Source organism: Bdellovibrio bacteriovorus (assembly GCF_001592755.1).
GTDB lineage: Bacteria > Bdellovibrionota > Bdellovibrionia > Bdellovibrionales > Bdellovibrionaceae > Bdellovibrio > Bdellovibrio bacteriovorus_E.
Genome location: NZ_LUKF01000016.1, coordinates 308,230 through 329,225, shown reverse-complemented (window position 1 = coordinate 329,225; position 20,996 = coordinate 308,230). Strand labels below are relative to the sequence as shown.

At 45.7% G+C, this 20,996-nt stretch carries 19 protein-coding genes; 14 read left to right on the top strand and 5 right to left on the bottom strand.

What is annotated here, in order from left to right:
- Positions 1–179: 179 nt before the first annotated feature.
- Both AZI85_RS11295 and AZI85_RS11290 read right to left on the bottom strand, forming a co-directional pair.
- The gene (locus AZI85_RS11295) at positions 180–1,013 is read right to left on the bottom strand and encodes a flagellin (RefSeq protein ID WP_063204906.1); all 834 of its coding nucleotides are present in this window, start codon (positions 1,011–1,013) and stop codon (positions 180–182) included.
- 488 nt (positions 1,014–1,501) lie between these two features.
- Complete coding sequence (locus AZI85_RS11290; RefSeq protein WP_063244139.1) at positions 1,502–1,765, bottom strand: hypothetical protein; 264 nt, start codon at positions 1,763–1,765, stop codon at positions 1,502–1,504.
- A 63-nt stretch (positions 1,766–1,828) separates the two neighbouring features.
- Here AZI85_RS11290 and clpB point away from each other — a divergent pair, with 63 nt between their 5' ends.
- The 3 genes from clpB to AZI85_RS11275 are packed head-to-tail and all read left to right on the top strand — an operon-like array spanning position 1,829 to position 5,397.
- The gene (gene clpB / locus AZI85_RS11285) at positions 1,829–4,414 is read left to right on the top strand and encodes an ATP-dependent chaperone ClpB (RefSeq protein WP_063244138.1); all 2,586 of its coding nucleotides are present in this window, start codon (positions 1,829–1,831) and stop codon (positions 4,412–4,414) included.
- Positions 4,415–4,425: 11 nt separating this feature from the next.
- Entirely contained in the window at positions 4,426–4,866 is a 441-nt protein-coding gene (locus tag AZI85_RS11280; protein ID WP_063244137.1) for a DUF2127 domain-containing protein, read from the top strand.
- A 33-nt stretch (positions 4,867–4,899) separates the two neighbouring features.
- A complete protein-coding gene (locus AZI85_RS11275; protein WP_063244136.1) occupies positions 4,900–5,397 on the top strand; it encodes a hypothetical protein in 498 nt (165 codons plus the stop codon).
- Here the strand turns inward: AZI85_RS11275 and AZI85_RS11270 are convergent.
- Positions 5,394–5,747, bottom strand: a complete 354-nt coding sequence (locus tag AZI85_RS11270) for a hypothetical protein (protein ID WP_063244135.1) — start codon at positions 5,745–5,747, stop codon at positions 5,394–5,396. The genes AZI85_RS11275 and AZI85_RS11270 overlap by 4 nt on opposite strands.
- Before the next feature lie 381 nt (positions 5,748–6,128).
- Here AZI85_RS11270 and AZI85_RS11265 point away from each other — a divergent pair, with 381 nt between their 5' ends.
- Positions 6,129–7,298 carry a hypothetical protein gene (locus AZI85_RS11265; protein WP_253720956.1) on the top strand — a complete coding sequence of 390 codons (1,170 nt, stop codon included), beginning with the start codon at positions 6,129–6,131 and terminating at the stop codon, positions 7,296–7,298.
- 53 nt (positions 7,299–7,351) lie between these two features.
- Here the strand turns inward: AZI85_RS11265 and AZI85_RS11260 are convergent, their stop codons facing one another.
- Positions 7,352–9,208, bottom strand: a complete 1,857-nt coding sequence (locus tag AZI85_RS11260; RefSeq protein WP_063244133.1) for a hypothetical protein — start codon at positions 9,206–9,208, stop codon at positions 7,352–7,354.
- Positions 9,209–9,419: 211 nt separating this feature from the next.
- Here AZI85_RS11260 and AZI85_RS11255 point away from each other — a divergent pair, with 211 nt between their 5' ends.
- From AZI85_RS11255 to proS, 6 genes are read left to right on the top strand one after another with little or no spacing between them, the layout of a single operon-like run.
- Positions 9,420–10,019, top strand: coding sequence for a riboflavin synthase (locus AZI85_RS11255; protein WP_063244132.1), 600 nt, complete (start codon positions 9,420–9,422; stop codon positions 10,017–10,019).
- Positions 10,019–11,149, top strand: coding sequence for a 3,4-dihydroxy-2-butanone-4-phosphate synthase (gene ribB / locus AZI85_RS11250; protein ID WP_063244131.1), 1,131 nt, complete (start codon positions 10,019–10,021; stop codon positions 11,147–11,149). Before AZI85_RS11255 ends, ribB begins: the two co-directional genes overlap by 1 nt.
- Complete coding sequence (gene ribH, locus AZI85_RS11245; protein ID WP_063244130.1) at positions 11,149–11,673, top strand: 6,7-dimethyl-8-ribityllumazine synthase; 525 nt, start codon at positions 11,149–11,151, stop codon at positions 11,671–11,673. The genes ribB and ribH overlap by 1 nt, the downstream gene beginning before the upstream one ends.
- A 14-nt stretch (positions 11,674–11,687) precedes the next feature.
- On the top strand, positions 11,688–13,892 hold the full coding sequence (locus tag AZI85_RS11240; RefSeq protein WP_063244129.1) for a sensor histidine kinase: 2,205 nt from the start codon (positions 11,688–11,690) through the stop codon (positions 13,890–13,892).
- 13 nt (positions 13,893–13,905) lie between these two features.
- On the top strand, positions 13,906–15,282 hold the full coding sequence (locus AZI85_RS11235; protein ID WP_063244128.1) for a sigma-54-dependent transcriptional regulator: 1,377 nt from the start codon (positions 13,906–13,908) through the stop codon (positions 15,280–15,282).
- A gap of 14 nt (positions 15,283–15,296) precedes the next feature.
- Positions 15,297–16,796 (top strand): proline--tRNA ligase, encoded by a 1,500-nt coding sequence (proS, locus tag AZI85_RS11230; RefSeq protein WP_063244127.1) that lies wholly within the window; start codon positions 15,297–15,299, stop codon positions 16,794–16,796.
- A 51-nt stretch (positions 16,797–16,847) separates the two neighbouring features.
- On the opposite strand, the gene AZI85_RS11225 is transcribed toward proS, so the two are convergent.
- Positions 16,848–17,492 (bottom strand): hypothetical protein, encoded by a 645-nt coding sequence (locus AZI85_RS11225; RefSeq protein ID WP_063244126.1) that lies wholly within the window; start codon positions 17,490–17,492, stop codon positions 16,848–16,850.
- 97 nt (positions 17,493–17,589) lie between these two features.
- Between AZI85_RS11225 and AZI85_RS11220 the strand changes: the two genes are divergently transcribed.
- The 4 genes from AZI85_RS11220 (at position 17,590) to AZI85_RS11205 (ending at position 20,973) form a co-directional block, all read left to right on the top strand.
- Positions 17,590–18,462, top strand: a complete 873-nt coding sequence (locus tag AZI85_RS11220; RefSeq protein WP_155723998.1) for a hypothetical protein — start codon at positions 17,590–17,592, stop codon at positions 18,460–18,462.
- 146 nt (positions 18,463–18,608) lie between these two features.
- Complete coding sequence (locus AZI85_RS11215) at positions 18,609–19,301, top strand: L,D-transpeptidase (protein WP_063244124.1); 693 nt, start codon at positions 18,609–18,611, stop codon at positions 19,299–19,301.
- Positions 19,302–19,360: 59 nt separating this feature from the next.
- Complete coding sequence (locus AZI85_RS11210) at positions 19,361–19,876, top strand: hypothetical protein (RefSeq protein WP_063244123.1); 516 nt, start codon at positions 19,361–19,363, stop codon at positions 19,874–19,876.
- A gap of 242 nt (positions 19,877–20,118) precedes the next feature.
- On the top strand, positions 20,119–20,973 hold the full coding sequence (locus AZI85_RS11205; protein WP_063244122.1) for a cation:proton antiporter: 855 nt from the start codon (positions 20,119–20,121) through the stop codon (positions 20,971–20,973).
- Positions 20,974–20,996: the final 23 nt, after the last annotated feature.

The following is a 20,996-nucleotide window of genomic DNA, read 5'->3' as shown; positions in this document are numbered from 1 at the left end:
GTCAAATCTTGGACAGGGTGGTGTCTAAACTTTGTTCGCTAAGCAGATTCTTTTGGTGTCAGTGCTTGGTCAAAAAAAGAAAAACCCGATGAGCGAACTCATCGGGTTTTTAGTAAGTTACGTTTTTAAGCGCTACTTCAGTTTCGGGCGTTGCCCTGCACTCTATGCGCCTAGCGCAATTAACCGATCAACTTAAGAGCCAATTGGTTAGATTGGTTAGCTTGAGCCAATGTTGAAGTACCAGCTTGCAACAAGATGTTGTTACGAGTCATCTCTGAAGATGCTTGAGCAACGTCTGTGTCACGGATACGGCTGTTAGCTGCAGACAAGTTCTCTTGAGCAACACCTAAGTTGTCAACAGTCGAAGTCAATCTGTTCTGAAGGGCACCAAGGTTAGCGCGAGTTCCAGAGATTGAAGTCTGAGCATTATCAAGCATTGCAAGAGCATCTTGAGCGCCTTCTTTAGAAGAGAAGTCTACACCACTCAATCCAAGAGCGTCCAAAGTTGCAACGTTCTCACCAGCGTTGAAAGAGATACGATCTTCTTCAGCGTTGTTGAACAAACCAACTTGGAAATCAAACTTCGGAGATGAACCATCTAGAAGTTTAGTAGTACCCCAAGTAGTTACAGAAGAGATACGTTGAATTTCAGATTTCAATTGCTGAACCTCTTTATTCAACATGCCACGCTCTGTTTCACCAACAGTGTCAGAAGCCGCTTGGATTCCCAACTCACGAAGACGAACCACGATGTTACCGATTTCGTTCAAGCCACCCTCAGCAGTTTGAACCATTGAGATACCATCGTTCGCATTTCTTTGAGCTTGTGCTGCAGAACGAATCTGAGCTTTCAAGCCTTCAGAGATCGCCAAACCTGCTGCGTCGTCTGCCGCTTTATTGATACGGCTACCAGAAGCAAGTTTCGCCATTGAGTCGTTGATCGCTCTTTGTGAACCAACTAGGTTACGTTGAGCATTGATCGCGCTGATGTTAGTTGTTACTCTCATTCCCATTTTAAATTCCTCCGTTAATATTTATTTTTCATTTTCAATACCCTCCTTGATTTGTTTTTTTGGCTGGGCAGAACCTACTCTGCTTTGCCGAGCACTGACATCCGAGTCTGTGCTAATTAAATGGCCTTTTTGTTTAAACGTTTTCCTTTATAAAAACATTTTGGGCTTAGTCCGCTTTCGCCTTTCGGCTTCAGCTACTGGGCGCTGCCCGTGAACAATCTGTTGTTCTTTTCTATTTCATCCTTGAAGGCCCTCCTTTCGGTTACACAGAGAGAGTGACCTTCTCTCTCTGACTCCTTCTGAGTGAATCATTGATACACATTTGATCGGGATTTGAGACGATGTCTTGACAGGACGTCAGGCGGGTTTTGTCTTTTTTCTACAATACTAGTCTAACGATAGATCGAGGATTCAGGACGTAAGATGGTCCTGAACCACTTAGATACAATACTTTCAGAGGGAAAAAGGGGATTTTTCTGGGCGAAGGCTCAGTCAATTTCTAAGAAGCGACAAAAGGCCATATTGCCCGCAGTCTCGTACTGGTGAGTTTGGACCGCACGGAGGTGGTTTTGCGGGTTGTAGCCAATGGTGCAAACGACTTTTTCGCCGTCAAAGTGGGAACAGTCCTCACAAGAAAAGCGTGTTTCATAGCGCAGATAATCTTGAGGATTCACAGTGTCTTTTTTAATAGAAGGGTGGATTCGCGGCTGCGATTTGTTTTTTCCCTTGGGATTTACGATTCCCACAGCCATTCTTAAAACCCTCCATTGACAAAGCTAAAATAAGACTCATCCTTTATTCCAGATGGAGGTTGTATGAGCAACGATATTGAAAAAATGACGCGAAAAAGCCAGGAGGCCATGCAAGCGGCCGCAAAGTTGGCTGAGCGTAAAGGCAGCCCCTCTGTCGAACCAGAACATCTTCTTATGGAACTGGTGCAGCAGTCCGAAGGCATTGTTCCTCGATTGCTGGATAAAGTGGGCGTGCAACAGGCCCAATTCCTCACAGAACTAAGAAACAAAATTGAGCGTTTTCCGCAAGTCACAGGCGGCAGCCAAAAGCTTTTCGCCAGTGCCAGATTAGAAAAGGTCTTTAAATTGGCCGAAGATGAAGCCCAAGCCTGGGGAGATTCCTATATCTCCACTGAGCACTTCTTCTTAGCGATGTTAAAAAGCGGAGACACGGAATTAAACAGCCTGTTTAAAAAGAATAAAGTCACTCCGGATAATATTAAACAAGCCCTGCAGGAAATGCGCGGCAACCAAAAAGTCACGGATGATGATCCTGAAAACAAGTACGAAGTATTAAAGAAGTATGGTCGCGACCTTACGGCTTTGGCGGCGGAAGGCAAGCTAGATCCTGTCGTAGGGAGGGATGAAGAAATTCGCCGTGTAGTTCAAGTTCTTTCTCGTCGTACTAAAAACAACCCGGTTCTTATTGGTGAACCTGGTGTGGGTAAGACGGCGATTGCTGAAGGCCTTGCCTTAAGAATTATTAAGCACGATGTGCCTGACAACTTAGTCGGTAAGAAATTGATGTCTTTAGATATGGGGGCTTTGATCGCCGGCGCAAAATACCGCGGTGAATTCGAAGATCGTCTAAAGGCCGTCATCAAAGAAGTCACATCCAGCGATGGACAGATTATTTTGTTCATCGATGAGCTTCACACTTTAGTGGGCGCAGGTAAGACCGAAGGCGCTATGGACGCGGGTCAGCTCTTAAAACCGGCCTTGGCTCGTGGAGAGTTGCGCTGTATCGGTGCGACGACTTTAGATGAGTATCGTAAGTACATCGAAAAAGATGCGGCTCTTGAAAGACGTTTCCAAACAGTGATGGTGGAAGAACCGAGCGTGGAAGATGCGATCACGATCTTGCGCGGACTAAAAGAAAAGTATGAAGTCCACCATGGTATTCGCATCACAGATTCGGCATTGGTGTCGGCGGTGAAACTTTCTCATCGTTATATTACGAATCGCTTTTTGCCGGATAAGGCCATCGACCTTATCGATGAAGCGGCAAGTAAACTTGGTATTGAAACACGCTCCGTTCCGGAAGAGATTGATAAAATTGAACGCGAACTGATGCAGCTTCGTATTGAAAAAGAAGCATTGAAGAAAGAAAAAGACGAAAGTTCAAAAGAGCGCTTGGGAGTCATCGAAAAAGAACTCACTAGGCTGAACGCGCAAAACCAACTTTTGCGTGAACAGTGGGAGTTTGAAAAAGGTGGTATCGATCAGATTAAAAAGCTCAAAGCCGACATCGAGGATTTGAAATTGGCGGTGTCACGGGCCGAGCGCGAAGGCGATCTGGGTAAAGCGGCTGAATTGAAATACGGAAAACTTCCCGAAGCTGAAAAGAAACTCAAAGGCTTAGAAGAACGTAGCAAAGAACAAAAGAGCACGACGGAAAGCCGTATGTTGAAAGAAGAAGTCGGCCCGGAAGACGTGGCCGAAGTGGTGGCGAAGTGGACAGGCATCCCTGTTAGCAAGATGCTTGAAAGCGAATCCCAAAAACTTCTGAATATGGAAGACGCTTTGAAGAAACGAGTGGTGGGGCAGGATCACGCATTGACTATTGTTTCTGATGCTATTCGCCGCGCCCGTGCTGAGATCTCGGATCCGAATCGTCCTATTGGAACATTTATGTTCTTAGGACCAACGGGTGTTGGTAAGACTGAAACGGTCAAGGCTTTGGCGGAATTTTTATTCGATGATGAACAAGCCGTGGTCCGCATCGACATGAGTGAGTACATGGAAAAACACTCTGTGGCTCGCTTGATCGGGGCCCCTCCGGGATACGTGGGTTACGAAGAAGGTGGTCAACTGACTGAAGCCGTTCGTCGTCGCCCTTACAGCGTCGTCCTTTTGGATGAAGTCGAAAAAGCGCATCCGGATGTTTTCAACATTCTTTTGCAAGTCTTGGATGATGGCCGTTTGACAGACGGTCAAGGTCGCACGGTTGATTTTAAGAATACGGTTTTGATCATGACTTCCAATGTGGGCTCGCAGTCTATCTTGGATCCAGGCATGAATGAAAACGCCAAACGTGAAGCCGTCAACGAGGCTTTGCGCGAACGTTTCCGCCCTGAATTTTTAAATCGTATTGACGAGATCGTGATGTTCCACTCATTGGGTGAATCACAAATCTCCGGCATTGTGAAAGTGCAGTTGGACCTTGTTGCACAAAGATTGAAAGCGAAAAAGATCAATATTGATTTTGATCAAAGCGCGGTCGATTTCTTGGCAAAGAAAGGTTACGACCCGGTTTATGGCGCCAGACCTCTAAAACGTGCGATTCAATCAGAACTTTTGAATCCGCTTTCCAAAGAGATTATTTCTGGCAAAGTAAAAGCAGGGGATACTGTTCATGTTAAAGGGAACGGTCAACAACTGAGCTTTTAAGAGGTAAATCTATGTCGGGCCTGCAAGTCATTGCTCTGCTTGAATTCCTCAAGGGATTGACGGTGCTGACAGCAGGCCTCGGCTTTTTAGAGTTCTTGCATTATCGAGCCCAACATGTCGGTGAACATTTCCTAGCGCATGCGGGACTTAATGCCCATCACCAAATTCCTAAGCCACTGGCTCAATATATTTCAGGTATTACCGAACAAAACATCCATCTTCTAGCTATCGGAATCATCGCCTATTGTTTTATGCGCTGGCTTGAAGCTTTCGGACTTTGGCGTGAAAAAGCCTGGGCTCAATGGCTAGGAATTTTGTCTGGAGGCATTTACCTGCCTTACGAGTTCTACGAACTGATATTTCATTTTTCGTGGATTAAGGTGCTTATAACTCTGGTGAACATCGCGATCGTCGTGTATTTGGTGCGCACGCGCGAACAAAAAAGAGTTTGACCTTCATTTAGGCCCGTCCGCACAATATTCTTTATGAAAAACTCTATTTTACTTAGTGTCGTTTGTTTTTTTGTTTCTATTTCTTCCTTTGCGCAAAGCCGCTTTACTTATGACCTGAGTGGTTCTTCGGGAACTCGTGACGGCGAAACTTATTCGGAAATTCATTTGGGACTTAATTACTACGCGACAAATTGGTTGAACTGGCGCAACTCATTGTTCACTCAGTTTGGAACTGAAATCAAAACGGTCTACGGTTTGGATTCAGCCGCTTTGTTTAATTATGATTTATATACGCAGAATCGCGCTTTCGGTGTTGAGTTTTTCGCCGGTCCCGGTCTGCGTGTAGCGACCGAAAAATCCAATGCCGTCTTCGGAAAAGCAGGAATCACTTTTGGACTCGGTGGACTGCGTATCGGTGGTGGCGTGCAGGCCTTCCATTATTTGGAAGACCGCACCGATAAAAATGACTTTGTTTTAGGAAAGGATGAAGTGCAGTACTTCATCACATTGTCTGGCGGCGGAAGTTTCTAGTCGCCAGTTTCAACAAGTCTAACATCACCTTGGCAAGAAATGCCGACTTGCAACCAGCAAGAGGCTCCCGCGGCGCAATCCCAACCGTACAGAGTGTTAGAGACAAACGCCTGATGATACTCATTCCATGTTGAGGCTAAAATAGCTTTTACGAAGTGAGTTTTAGTGATGCATCCTTGGTTCGGAGTGCCTCTGCAAATACGGACTCCGGCTTTCTGATGAAGCGCTTTTAGCACTGTCGATTCTTTTAAAAGCATTTGTTCACGGGCTTGGTCTTCTGAAAGACAGGCCGTGTTTGCTTGTGCCGAGAAGCCCATTAATAGAGTGAAAATAAGAACCAAAGTTTTCATAGGATCTCCTTCTTCGTGCTCGCTTTAAAACACACACGCCTTGAATCTGAAAGTTAAGATTGTGTTTGGAAGATTTTTCCGAAGACTTTTCATTTCAAAATTTTCTGAACAATGTTTCGACAACTCGAGTGTTCACTCTACGAACAGACCGTAAAATGTTTGGTGAAAGAGTCCAAAGTTTCGACACACATAATTTTTTTGGTAAATGCGAATTTTTTAGGTTGTCTTTAAATTCAGATACTTAGCGTGTCTCAAGGTGATATCGGTTTTGTTTTTGCAAGTCGCTTCGAACACTTAGCGCAAGTTTAAGGTCTAGCTCTTTTACTCCGTATACTGTGCCTGTATCGCAGATGGGCGCAATGAGTGGAAAGGGATGGACTCATGAAAGCACAAAATATATCGAAGAAGATTTTTAAAGCAACGATCTTGGTGGCGGGCGCTGCCATGACAATGGGTAATCAGAAGTGTGAACAACAACAACCGGTGGCAACACCACCTCGCGCTTTGAAAAAGATTGTTGAGCTGGGCTCCATCCGTTCTAGTTCAGTGATGTTTCCAGGTGGAACTGCTTTCGACTTCCAATTCGTCGCAAATCAACAGATCTACAGCGTGCTTTTAGACAGCAAAGAATTCACTTTAAAATACAATCCACCAATTGCGGTCCCTCCATCGCAAGCGACAACGGGTGATGTTGGTTTCTTCAATTTGACTAAAACAGATGGTCAAATGATGAAGGCTTTTTCGGAAGCTGCAGGTAAAGACAACTACAGCGTGCAATATGCGAAGACGGCATGGTGTATGGTCAACATTCCACAAGCTAAGATCTCAGGCTCTGTGAATTCATTTGAATTGATTGGCGGAGGCGGTATCACTTTAGGTTTTAATCCAAGTGGTGCTTATCCAACAAATGGTTTGGCGTCAGCCGGCATCAACTTAGAATGGGCACAGCTTGATTTGTCTATGGTCGCGACACGTCCTTTAACTTCAAAGGTGATGGCGGCGGCCAACGTAACTTCCAAACAAACTAAAACCAAAGTCAGCTTCGGCCTTAATTTCGGCGCATTCACATTGGGACCAAGTGCTTATTATCAGACACCACTAGCGAATGTGACGAAGAATGCCTTGAACCTAGGTGTGACATCTTTGAATGACCAACTAAAATCTGAAGAGTGGTACACGCGCGTGATGGCGAATCATGACACGCATCTTATTATCGTAGGTGGTTCTGACGTGAAGCTAGAAGCTGGCGACCAGTTGCTAGTGTATAATGAAGACTATTATTGGGAAGGTGAGCCTTGTAACTCTCGCTATCTGGGTGGTGGTGCGCAAGCAAGTTCGGCCGTGGCGAAAATCGAGATTGACTGGGTCGGCGACGAGATTTCCCGCGGTCGTGTGATTGAACAAAACGATGACAACGCGGTGATTGGTGCGAAAGTAAAACTTTTCAAATTCCACGCCGCTGATTACAAACCTGCGGATCCAGGGGTGACTCCGGTAACTCCCGTGAATCCAGGCCCAGGTTCTGGTGCCTCCACAAAGCCAGGTCGCTAAAAATAACTTAGGCCAAAAATAAAAAAGGGAGAGTCATCGACTCTCCCTTTTTTTTAGGGAACCGAGCTTCCCGAAATAAACGAGCCCCCCAAGAGTGTTAATTGTCCCGCAAGATAGACTGTAGGACTGTAAACTTTTTCTGTGTACGTGTTATGGCCCGGACCATAATCTGTCACATATCTTTCTCCTGCTGTGTAAGTGATCGCATCTAATTTAATATCGTTGATAAGTCCAAAGCTCGTAATTACTTTTCTTTCAACGTCGAAGAGAGGGCAGTTTGGCGTATTCTCAATTTGAATTGTGCGACGGCCGTCTTCATTTGTTCCGTAAAGGTCTTCAAGAGGGCAGGTCATTTGCTCACCATTTGCAAACCTGAAGTACAGCTTCACACCATTTAAGAACTGAGGGATGGAGCCAAGAGGATTCACCGTGCTTACCCAAATGTCCTGACCGAGATATTCCTTTCGATACCAATACTCGTGGCGTGTCGTATAGCTGCAACTGTTTTCAATTCCTACGCGACCTGTGCATTGTCTCCAAACTTTACTATTGAATTGAACTTCTTGCTCGAGCTTACGTCTTTCCCAAGTGTACAAAGTAGGTCTGAAGTAAACCGTATCTCCCTTTTGGGGTGTAATACCGACACTGTAAACATTCAACGGGTTGGTCGCAGAGTTCGCATTTTTATTTGAAAACTCCGTCGCCGTTGCAGCACCGATGCTGGCGTCTTTACCGATAGTCACTTGCTCATCATTTACAGGTTGCAGTTTTGAAGTGAGACGGAAGACCTTTTCCATGCGCATGTTTTCTAATTGCGCCCATTGGACTTCAAACTTTTCTTGATGTTCGAATTTCACTTGTTTCACAGTCAGGCACACCATTTTTTGACACTTGCCTGCAGAAGGACGCTCGGGATTCGGCGGCATTTTTTCAAAGAATGTGGCGATAGCTTGTGTCACGATAAGCTTCATTTGTTCGTTGTAGTCACCCTGAATATGGATGCTCATCTTCATGGACTTCATCGCTTTTTCCACGGCGTATTCTACTTCGGCTTCTCCGTAGGGAGGATAAGACGCTTGAAGATTCATAACGATGGCATCGTAGACTTTTTGTTTGTCGAAGCGAACCGACAACTCGCTGACAGGAACCGGTGCGGTCACCGCATAGTTGACAATCACATCCACCATATTCGCTCTTAAGGCTGTACCTAGAATATATCGAGCGATGTTTTCGGGAACCTTTAAGTTCACCGTGAACGGTTTGTTCACCTCGCAAAAATCTGAATCTGAAAGATGCGCCGGTGTCACATCGAAGTTCTGACCCGCCGCCGAGATTGTGATCTTGGAAGCGCAACCCGGGATCGCGGCCAAGGCGAAATCTTCTTTTTTCTTATCTGCATATCTCGCGACTTCTTCGTGAAGCTGACGATAGCTTTTCACACGCAAAGCTTCAGGAATTTCCTGGGTAGGGCCAGAAACGCCGGCGGTATGGATTCGAGGGCTGAGGCCGTCAATCAACGCGATATTAAAAGGAATCACCACGCTGCCGTCGGTGGTTTTACTAAGCTTACTAAGTCGGCTTCCGCTGTAGACGAAAACACGAGGAGCCACCAAGTACTGATCCTCCACCGACTGACCTGTGAGTTTGAAAACGGAAGCAGACAATTCGGGTGAAACGGGAAGGGGGATAAGAGACGAAGAGCGTTTTTTCTCTTTGAGTTTGTCGATCTCGTCTTGAGTTTTCACTTGGCGATGGATTTCGCCCATTTTTTCACCGTTCACGTAGATATCAGAATTCATACTGACTTGTTTCGTGTCCGGAGTTGCGGGGGCACTTTCTTTTTGGGGAGCGCAGGCTGAAAGAGCAGCCATCAGGCTCATTGATAAGACTGTTGTTTTAAATGGATTCATTACTTACTCCTTTTATGAGTTTGAATTGCGATATCCCCTAGAGCATTTGGCGTTCCTGATTTCGGACGCCTCAGATGGCTTTATATTTGAGATGGCGGTGAAAATGACTCGGCTCTGTCCGAACCCTCGGACAAGGTCTGAGATCTAGGATGGATTCCTTGCCTTCCCGAGGGCAAAAGTGTAGTTTCCTGGGCATCAAACCGAGGCCCTTATGTTTTCAGGAATCGTAGAATCGGTGATGCCTATTTTGAGTTCTCAGGAACTCGATAATGCCTACCGAATTCAAGTTAAAAAACCTAGTGAATTCAACGATATAAAGCTTGGCGACAGCATCGCCTGTGATGGGGTTTGCTTGACCGTGGAAGCTTTCAATGACGAGCAAATGACCTTTGCCTTAGCTGCAGAGACCATCAAAGTTCTGAATTGGAATCCGGAAAGCTGGATTGGTAAAAAAATGAATCTGGAAAGGTCTCTTCGTTTTGGGGATCGTATCCATGGTCATCTGGTGACAGGTCATGTGGACAGCCTGGGTGAAGTTCTTCGTTCCGACCTTGAAGGTGAATCTCTTTTCATCGACGTAAAAGTAAAAGACAGCATTCTTCCGTTTGTGTGGAAGAAGGGTAGCATCACTTTGAATGGCGTCAGTCTGACGGTGAATGAGCTCCAAGACAACACCGTGTCGGTGTGTCTGATTCCGGAAACAATCAAACGGACTAATTTAGGTGAACTTAAAAAAGGTTCTTCTGTGAATGTCGAGCCGGACTATATGGCTCGTGCGATTCAGCGCTCTCTTGAAGTAAGGAAAGACTAATGTCGTTTAATACTATCCCTGAAATCATCGAAGACATTCGTAACGGAAAAATGGTCATCCTTGTGGATGACGAAGATCGCGAGAATGAAGGTGATCTGATCCTGGCAACAGATCACGTCACAACTCAAGCGGTGAATTTCATGATCACCGAGGCTCGTGGTCTTGTGTGTTTGACGGTCACCGCACAGCAAATCGAACGCCTTCAACTGCCACTGATGGTTCGTGATGATATGAACTTTGCGCCGAACAAAACGGCGTTCACTGTCAGCATTGAAGCGTCTGAAGGTATCTCGACAGGAATTTCTGCAGCGGACCGCGCTCACACTCTTCGTGTTGCTGCGAATCCTCATGCAAAGCCTTCCGATATTCACATGCCGGGACATATCTTCCCCATTCGTGCTCAACAAGGGGGCGTTCTTAAACGTGCCGGTCACACCGAGGCCAGCGTAGATTTAGCTCGTCTTGCAGGATTGAATCCCGCAGCGGTGATTTGCGAAGTCATGAATCCCGATGGCAGCATGGCCCGAGTTGGAGATCTTAAAGAGTTCGCAAAAAAACATAATCTCAAAATCGGAACCATCGTTGATTTGATCGCTTATCGTTTGGCCAATGAAACATTGGTCGAAGAGTTGGCCAGTGTTGATTTGCCAGCCTCTTTCGGCGAAGGCTTGAAAGCGCGTGTTTTTAGAAGCACCGTAGACGGGCTTGAACACTTGGTTATCCAAAAAGGTGAAATCACACCGGATACAGAAACCTTGGTACGCGTTCATGTGGATAATTTCACCCGAGACTTTATGGCCGTCTTGCAAAGAGGCGCTTCGACGGTTCTTGAAAGTATCAAGCTTATCAATGAGCAAAGCTCCGGCGCATTTGTCTTGCTTCGTGGAAACAACCGCACCCAAGGTCTTGCGCAGGAATTGAATGTCCTTATCGGTATGGAAGATGTTCGTCCTTCAACTCCCTTGATGGATGAACGTGATTATGGCATCGGCGCACAAATTTTGCGCGAAATCGGTGCTCACAAAATTCGTCTTTTGACGAACAAGCCAGAAAAGAAAGTCGGCCTCAAAGCCTTCGGAATTGAAATTGTAGAAATCGTAGCTATTGAAAATGTAAAGGGGCACAAGTAATGGGACTTAAAGTTGGAGTTGTAACGGCTCGTTTTAATAATGAAATCACTGAAAAATTGGAAGAGGGCGCTATCTCTTACCTTGAGTCTTGCGAAGGCGTTGAAATTTTCGCAGCCTTGGTTCCGGGCGCGGTCGAGCTTCCCTTGGCTTGCCAAGCTTTTCTTGATGCCGGTTGCGACGGTGTTATCGCTTTGGGTGCCGTGATTCGTGGTGAAACTTCTCACTATGACTATGTATGTAACTCTGTGACTGACGGTATCACTCGTTTGATGCTTGATTACAAAAAACCCATCGGTTTTGGCGTGCTAACGACTGAAAACGAAGAGCAGGCGTTGGCTCGCGCTGGCGGTGCTCACGGGAATAAAGGTGAAGAAGCGGCTCAAGTGGTAATGGAAATGATTGGTTTGACTCAAGAGATTCCTGCGACTTTGAAAACGGCATTAATGATGGCCAAACCTAAAGCGGCGAAGTCCTCGAAAGCCGCATCAAAAACACAAAAAAAGAAGAAAAAAGCGAAAAAGTAATCTAGCATGGGGTGATGGAAAACACCCCTGTAAATGACGATTTTCAGCCTCCTGGTCCTCAGGAATTTAAGAAACGACGCCGCGAGATCTTTTTAGTTCTTTTGGTGTCGTTTTTATTTGGTCTTCTGACGTGGTTTGAAATCCGTCTTTTCGCGACCAGCCAACAGCTTCCGTTCGTTCACAGTATTTTTTTCTTCGGTCTGGTAAACTTCAATATCATCCTGTTGTTGCTTCTGCTTTTCATGATCTTCCGCAATGTCGTGAAGGTTTTCGTTGAAAGGCAGGGGAAAGTTTTCGGTAGCAGCCTCAAGGCAAAATTGATCGCCGCCTTCGTAGCCTTCAGCTTTGTTCCGACAGTGCTGATGTTCATCATCTCGGTTTTCTATATCAATTCCAGTTTTGATAAGTGGTTTAGCGCCAAGATGGCGGGCGTTTTAAAAAGCTCCATCGAAGTAACGAACGCTTATTATTTCAATGCAAAGAAAGACAATTACCACTTCGCTCACAAAATCGCGGATTCCATTCGCAATGTAAGAAGTCCGAATGAGATTAAAAAGCGCATTGAAAACCTGCGTGAAGAGTTCAGCTTGGATGCAGTGGAATATTATCCTTCGCTATTCGGTAAGCGCGTTGTTTCTGCCGCGGAAGATGATACCGTCCCTAACGTGCCGGCCGTGTCACTCGAGTTCCTGCAAAAAGGGATTAAGCTGCAAGCTGAAGCCAGCATCATCCATCAATTTGGAGACGGGAATTTGGTGCGCGTGATCGTACCTGTCCAAGAGGGTGCAGAAAAAGGGGCCATCGTCGTATCCAGCTTTTTGCCGCTGTCGCTCATTTCTAAGATGAATGACATCTCAACAGCCTATGACGAGTTTCGAGATATCAACCCGCTCGAATATCCTTTGAAATCAATCTATCTGTACATCTTGGTCCTCATGACCTTTGTGATCTTGCTTGCGGCGACATGGTTTGGTTTCTATCTGGCAAAGCAGCTTTCCATTCCTATCGTGCAGCTAGGACGCGCCACCCGACGTGTCGCGGGAGGGGATTACACTCCGTTGCAGATTCAAGCGGGCTCTGAAGAGATCAATGATTTGATTTCAAGCTTCAACCAAATGACCGTGACCTTGGAAAAAACTCTGGAAGAATTAGATCAGCATGCGCGCTACACCGATACAGTTCTGAAAAACGTCAGTGCGGGGGTGATCTCTGTCGATGAACACGGGTTTGTGACGACAATCAATCGTCACGCCGCTCATCTGTTGAAGATCGATCCTGAAAAATACATTGGGAAATCTGTTCGTGATCTTCTGACTTTGGAATACTTCCGCACTTTCGCTGAACTGCAGAAGACCATGGCCGATCACAAAGTTGAAAGTATCCAAAAAGAACTTCGTCTGAACGTCCAAGGGGAGGCTTTACCTCTCTTAATGACTCTTTCGATCTTGAAGGATGAAAAAGGGCACGAGATGGGTAAGATCTTGGTGTTTGACGATTTGACTCCGATTGCAAATGCGCAGCGTGCGGCCGCTTGGACGGAAGTGGCTCGTCGTATTGCTCACGAGATTAAAAATCCTCTGACGCCGATCAAGCTTTCTGCCGAACGCTTGCAAAGAAAATTCGGTGCTTCTATCACCGATCCGGCTTTCAGCGAATGTACGACGATGATCGTGAAGCAAGTGGACGGTTTGAAAAATCTGGTGAATGAGTTCAGTAACTTTGCACGATTGCCTCAGGCGCGCCCCGTGGTGGCGAATCTGAATAGCGTCGTCGAAGAATCTTTGGGGCTTTATCGTCAGGCCCATGGAAATGTGAAGTTCCTATTTTCAAAGGACAGTGACCTTCCGGACTTCAAGTTTGACCCCGATCAGATCAAGCGCGTGATCGTCAATTTGGTTGATAACTCGGTTTCGGCTGTTGCAAAAGAGCCACAGGCCACAGTGGAAATCGTGACTCGATACGACAAGGACATCAAAACTGTGCGTTTGACGGTGTCAGACAATGGTGAAGGTATTCCTGCGGCAGATCGAAGTCGCATTTTTGAGCCATACTACTCTACAAAAGAAGGCGGAACTGGGCTAGGCTTAGCCATTGTGAAAAGGATCATCGAAGATCATAATGGATTCATTCGTGCGACAGCCAATGAACCCAAAGGGGTTAAGATGGTGATCGAAATGCCAGTCAATGAAGTGGGTGCTTGGAAACCTGCTGGCGAGTAGAAAGAGGTCCTAGATGACAGCTCAAAATACAAAAATTCTGATTATTGATGACGAGGCTCCGATTCGTGATGTGCTTTCGGCTTCTTTGAAAGACGAAGGCTATCAAGTTTTCTTAGCTCATGATGGAGAGTCCGGACTGAAAGCTATCCGCGAAGTTCAACCTGATATTGTGTTTCAAGATATCTGGATGCCCGGCAAGTACGATGGTATCGAAGTTCTAACAATGGCTCGTAAAGAATTTCCGCAGTTGGAGTTCGTGATGATCTCGGGTCACGGAACGATTGAAACGGCGGTGAAATCAACAAAGCTGGGCGCTTGGGACTTTATCGAAAAACCACTTTCCATGGATAAGATCCTGATCGTGATTTCAAACATTCTTAGTTACCAACAACAAAAAGAAGAAAAAGCGTTGTTGTTAAATAAACTTCGTAAGTCCATCGCGCTTATCGGTGAAGCGGCTTCGATCATGCAGACGAAACAAATCATCGCGCGTGTGGCACCAACAAACTCTTGGGTGTTAATTCAAGGTGAGGCGGGCACGGGTAAAGAACTTGTTGCGCAAAACGTGCATTACATGAGCGCGCGTGCCAGCCGTCCGTTTGTTGAAATCAACTGCGGTGGTATCCCGGAAGACCTTCTTGATTCCGAAATTTTCGGTATCGAAAAGGGAGCTATGCCCGGCGTAGACCGAGTAAAAAAAGGCAAACTTGATCTAGCCCAAGGTGGGACGCTTTATATCGCAGAGATCTGCGAGATGAACAAAGAATGTCAGGCGAAACTTTTAAAATATCTTGATGAAAAGAAATACTCCCGCGTTGGTGGTAACGAACTGATCGAAAATGATGTTCGTGTCATTGCTGCTTCTTCTAAAGATCTCGAGAAAGAGGTTAAGGAGGGGCGCTTCCGCGAAGATCTTTATTATCGTCTGAACGTTATTCCTTTCCGCATTCCTGCACTTCGTGAACACATGGAAGACATCCCTGTGTTGGTGTCTTATTTCTCTGACAATGTGTCTCGCGAAAGCGGTTATCCGAAAAAAGTTTTTTCTGAAAAAGCGATCGAAAAAATGATTGCTTACACTTGGCCTGGAAACGTGCGCGAACTTAAGAACTTTATCGAGCGCGTGTATATTTTGACTCCGGGAGAGTTCGTCGACGTCCATGACTTGCGTTTTGCAGGGCTTATCGACAAAGACGATGAAAAAGCAGTCGAGATGCAGGACCTTTCCACATTCCGTGAGGCCCGCGCTCAGTTTGAAAAAGATTATCTGCTTCGTAAGATTTCCGAAAATAGCGGAAACATCAGTAAGACAGCAGAAGTGATTGGTCTGGAAAGAAGTTATCTTCACAGAAAGATCAAAGCCTACGGTATCGATACTAAAGACAATTAAGAAAGAGAAGACAGATGGCAGATACAGCGATTGTTCCTACACGAGCACAAAATTATCCTGAGTGGTACCAACAGGTGATCACAGCAGCTGACATGGCGGAAAACTCTCCGGTCCGTGGTTGCATGGTGATCAAACCTTGGGGCTATGCTGTTTGGGAAAACATGCAAGCTGTTCTAGACCGTATGTTCAAAGACACCGGTCATGTGAATGCTTACTTTCCATTGTTGATTCCTCTTAGCTTCTTGGAAAAAGAGGCGGCCCACGTCGAAGGTTTCGCTAAAGAGTGCGCCGTTGTGACTCATCACCGTCTTAAAGGCGATGGCACAGGCAAGTTAGTTCCCGACGGTGAGCTTGAAGAGCCACTTATCATTCGTCCTACTTCCGAAACCATCATCGGCCACCAGTTTGCTAAGTGGGTGAAGTCTTATCGCGATCTTCCTATCTTGGTGAACCAATGGTGTAACGTCATGAGATGGGAAATGCGCACACGCATGTTCCTAAGAACGGCTGAATTCCTATGGCAAGAAGGCCATACCGTTCATGCCACGGCAAAAGAAGCGCAAGAAGAGACTCTGCAAATGTTGGATGTCTATGCTGACTTCGCTGAACAATACATGGCGATGCCAGTGATTAAAGGTATGAAAACGCCGGACGAAAGATTCCCAGGTGCGGTGGACACTTATACGATCGAAGCGTTGATGCAGGATCGTAAAGCGCTTCAAGCGGGGACTTCGCATTTCTTGGGTCAAAACTTTGCTAAGGCTTCTGAGATCAAATACCTGAGTGCGGAAGGTAAAGAAGAGTTCGCATGGACAACATCCTGGGGTGTTTCAACTCGTCTTATCGGTGGTTTGATCATGACCCACAGTGATGACAACGGATTTGTGGCACCTCCGAAAATTGCGCCTTTGCATGTGGTGATCATCCCGATCTATCGCAATGACGAAGAAAAAGCACAAGTTCTTGAGTATGTGCAAACTTTGTCCAAAGAACTTAAACAACAAAACTTTTCTGGATCCGCAGTGCGCGTGAAGATTGATGATCGCGATATGCGTGGCGGAGAAAAAGCATGGCAGTACATCAAGCAAGGTGTTCCTGTGCGTGTGGAAGTCGGTCCACGTGATATGGCTAAGGGAGAGGTTTTCGTAGGTCGCCGTGATCGCGGTCCTAAAGAAAAAGCGTCTCAAACGAAAGCCGATTTCGTCGCGAATATTGGAAATCTTCTGCAAGAAATCCAAGATGGACTTTTTGAAAGAGCGAAAAAATTCCGTGATGATAACATCAAGCGCATCACTTCATTGCAAGACTTTGAAAAGTATTTCTCAGGCGACGAAGCTTCAGCTCCGGGCTTTGCGATGGTGCCATGGTGTGAAGAGGGAATGGGTCATGAATTGTTGGCGAAACTAAAAGTGACGCCACGTTGTGCTCCTTTGCAACAAGAAGCGGTCACTGGAAACTGCATCTTCTCTGGTAAGCCAGCAACGAAGTGGGTTTTGTTCGCGAAATCTTACTAATAAGGTAATTTGTTAGATTGCGAAGCCTCAGCTCGAAAAGCTGGGGCTTTTTTATTTTAAGAGGTCAATATCTTCGCGGGGAGTATTCTGTCCTTGAAAGAAATAGCGCAGGACAATCATAAAACCATATTGATCGGAAAACTCGTCATGCTTTTTTGTTAAAGACCAAGAGTATCGTCCCTCGGCTGTGAAAGCGTAACGTCCACGGGACCACAGTTCTGCTTGCAGACCGAAATCCAGGCCCGTCTCTGCATTTTCTTGTGCGTATGTTGTGACGGGTGTACCGGGGAATGTGTTGTAGATTTTTTCTGAATCTCCCAGAGGGTACGAGGTATACAGCGACATCACGGCACTGTAGCGCTCGCCAAACCAGCGACGATACCCGGCAGCGGCATGAACCACTTGTGTTTCTTCAATAACGACATAGCCATCATCTCTTCCGACGAAGCTTTTGTTCATGAAGGTTGTTGTAAACTCTAGACTTCCGCGCTCGTTCACATCACCGATGATCACCCAGTTCACGCCCGTGTTGTAGCCCGGTGAAGAGCCTTCACCGTCATAATTTGTGCGATAAAAATAGGGACCAATGGATGTGTGGACGTTGCCTCTTTGAGGAATATAGGCGTGTGCGTTTTCAACGAAAGAAAACAACAAAATAAAGGACAAGATACCAGAAATTAGTTTACAGTGGTCCATATAGGGAGATTAAATTTTGAGCGAGAAAATACAATCAAAATTTTCAAGTAAAAGGAACTTCACTTCGTGGAAGGCCTTTTTATGTCTTGGAGTTTTGGTGTATTCGGTTTCAAGTTCAGCCGCCCCCGAAACTATTGAGGAAACCATCATTCGGCAAAACGTCAACGTGTCAGAATGGTTGGATAGCGTGGCCGACGGTTTGGATGTGTTTTTAGCGGGGGAACGATACACTGAGCGTCCGAACAAAACTGTCGTGACCTTAGAATCTTCTGGTTATTACACCGAGCTTGACGGTACTTCCGGAGCCTTCAACTTTAATATCGATCTTCGTCTTCCGAATGTGGAAGAGTACTGGCAACTGACCTTTACCAGCTATGATGAAAATGAAGAAAGAGATGCGAAGACAAAGTATCTTCGTACCGAGCCGCGCGAAAGAAACTACGGAGCTTCATTAAGTCTATTCAAAAGGATGGGCGACATTAGAACTTCATTTCAGCCGCGGATCACTTTTGAAGGAACGCCGGCGATATCGCACTCTTTGAAGTTTGAAACAATCGTTCAAGAGAAAACTTATCGTATCAATCCGGAACTTGAGTTTTACGCGACTCCAGGAAAGGGTGCGGGAATTTTTGAAGCTCTTAACTTCAACTGGCCGTTGAGCGCAAAGTACTCAGTGACTTTGATCAATGAAGGGGATTACCAAAGTCGTCCCCATATTTTTACTGTTACCAATGGCGTGTCTTTAGGACAGAGTTTTTCAAAAAGTCGTTCCTTGTCGTATGCCATTTTTGTGACCTCTTCAAATCGTCCTAATTACCAGTTGGCCGGTTACAACTTTTCAGTAACATGGCGACACATCGTTTTAAATCGTATTCTGGATTACGATATTATTCCCAATATCGACTTTGTCCGTGAAACAAACTTCGTCAGAAATCCGGGTGTCACGGTGAACGTGAATCTGCATTTTTAGACGCTGCCTTTGCGGCCATCCTTCGTAATACCTCGTCAAAAGTTTATTCAGACAAACTAGACAATATCGTCTTGAGCCCCAATTCATCACGAGGGTAGCGTTGAGTCCGGTCTTTTTACGACTCAGAAAAATATGAAGGAGACACCATGAAGAAATATCTTTTGCCGCTCTTGTTGTTGCTATCGCTGAACGCTCAGGCACAAGAGTCCTTAGAACCTCAACCCCTTGATGACTTGATGTCACCGGATGAAATCGCTGAAGAGAGTGGTTTCCCGCGCACCGAAATTCCTCTTGTCGTTAAGTCGGTGGACGACATCGCTCGCACGGAATCACTGGACGTATTTCGTGAATTTCGAGTCGTGTTAATCATCAACAAAAAGGCGGCCGGTGTCGGTGCCCAACGCATGCGAGTTTATCTTAATGGCTTCTTAACTTATGATTGGCTAGTTTCTACAGGACGTGAAAGATGGGAAACCGCGAAAAGTGGTCGTACTTATTTTTCCGTCACTCCGACGGGTTATTTCTATCCCTATATGTTGAACAAAGATCATTATTCGGAAACGTGGAAGACTCCAATGCCTTACGCCGTCTTTTTCAACGGGGGTATTGCCGTTCATGCGACAACACCGGGACTTTACAAACAGTTGGGATCCCGCGCATCCGGAGGTTGCGTGCGTCTTCAACATGAAAACGCGGCTTTTGTATTCAACCGTATTCAGACTGAGGGGCGCGGCCTCGTGCCTGTGATCAACCGAAATGGAACGATTTCTCGAGATCGTCGCGGAAACGTTATTCGTCGTGTGAACTATCGCACGTTAATCATCGTCGAAGATCGCTAATTACTGACCACGTTGAGGTGTGGCTTGTCAGATAATCTTCTTTAAGATAGAAAATCTGCATGGGCCACTCCCTCAAAGAAGAATTCAAACTGCACAAAGACCTTTCTGTTGAAGGGGCGGATTTTCTAGCGGATTTAGAAAAATCCATTGCACAAGATCTATGGCAAAGTGCGGGTGGCCACTGGAGCCGGGATTCTATCCAGAAATTTCGCGAAATAGCTATGCAGAAACTTGCGTCTGAAGTGCATGGTCCTTCACGGGAAGAATTTCAGAAGGCTTGGATTTCCATCATTCGCGAATTTCATCAAAATCAATGGGGCGAACAAAGGCTTCTGAAAAAAGAAAAGAAAATTGAAACCAAAGAAGATAAAATTTTTTGGGAGCTTTTTTCTTATATTTGGATTTTATTGCAAGCGACACTCGTCACGAAAACCGCCGTTTTCTATTTTGGTATTAAATCTGCTGAAGACGATACGGCCGAAGGGCGCATTTATCTTTTTCTTGCAATCGCGTTTTCCGTTATTTCTTTAAGCGTATTTGCCTATCGTAAATCACGAAAAAAGAAAGATCTGTAAACGCACATCAAGTCGTGATCTTAAGGAGAGTTCTGTCAGCAAGATCCTATCATGCCTACAAGAAGGTTTCATATCTCGAGTCGCAGCCAAGACGATTGAGGTCTTATCACCGGAGGGTCTACTTTCAATCGCGCAAAATCCTCATGAAGGTTAGTCGCTTTCAGTAAAATTGATTTGAATCAGTTTTTCAAAAAGCTGATATTAAATAGGCTTACTGTCGGTTTTAAGCGAAAGAGTTTGTCGTGAAGTTAATTATTTGGATTGTTTTGGGTTTGTGCTTAGGGCCTGGCGTCACCGATATTACGATGCCTTCTTGGATGCCCCAGTTAGCGCAAGTGGCTGGAGCCGGTTTTCTTTTTCTGGCCGGTTGGGAACTTCAGTTTGTCAATCTTCGCAAGGATGCGCGGTTTTACGCTCTTTCGTTTATCGGAAGCTTCGTCATTCCATTTTTTACGGGTTATTTCTTGTTTGAGCGAAACTGGTTCTTGGCAATAGCCTTTTCGATTTCAGCGCTACCCATCGTAATTCAAATTTTGAAAGAACGAAATTTGTACGGCTCGCGTCTTTCTCGCCGAACGATCACGGTAGCGAGTCTTTGCGACATCGTGGCTTGGGTGGTGTTGGCGTTTCTTCTTCCCAAAGAAGATGTTGTCGGATGGCTGATGAGTCATTGGGTGGTGCTGGCTTTTTTCATTGGCATGGCTTTGGGACGTTGGAAAGAATTCCCAAGAGATACGCACTTAATTTCAGTGCAGATGTGGATTTTGGCTCCCGTGTTTTTCATTGTGTTAGGATGGAAGATCGATATCCTCGGTTTATTCTCTTTGAAAACATTTTTACTGATATTTGTAGCGGCCGTAACTTCAAAATTAGTAGGAACTTATATTTTCACTCGTTTTGCGGGAGTAGATTCTTCTGAGGCGATAAAGTTCAGTTTTCTGCTCAACGCTCGCGGGGCGATGGAAATATTGGCTGCATCGTACGCGTATCAAGCCCAACTCATCTCTGGAGATATTTTCGCGGCTCTGGTTTTATTAGGAATATTGACGGCGCTGATGGCTGTACCCGCAGTAAATGCTTCTGGCAAAGGTGCCTAATTGTCGGGGCGTGTTGAATTGTC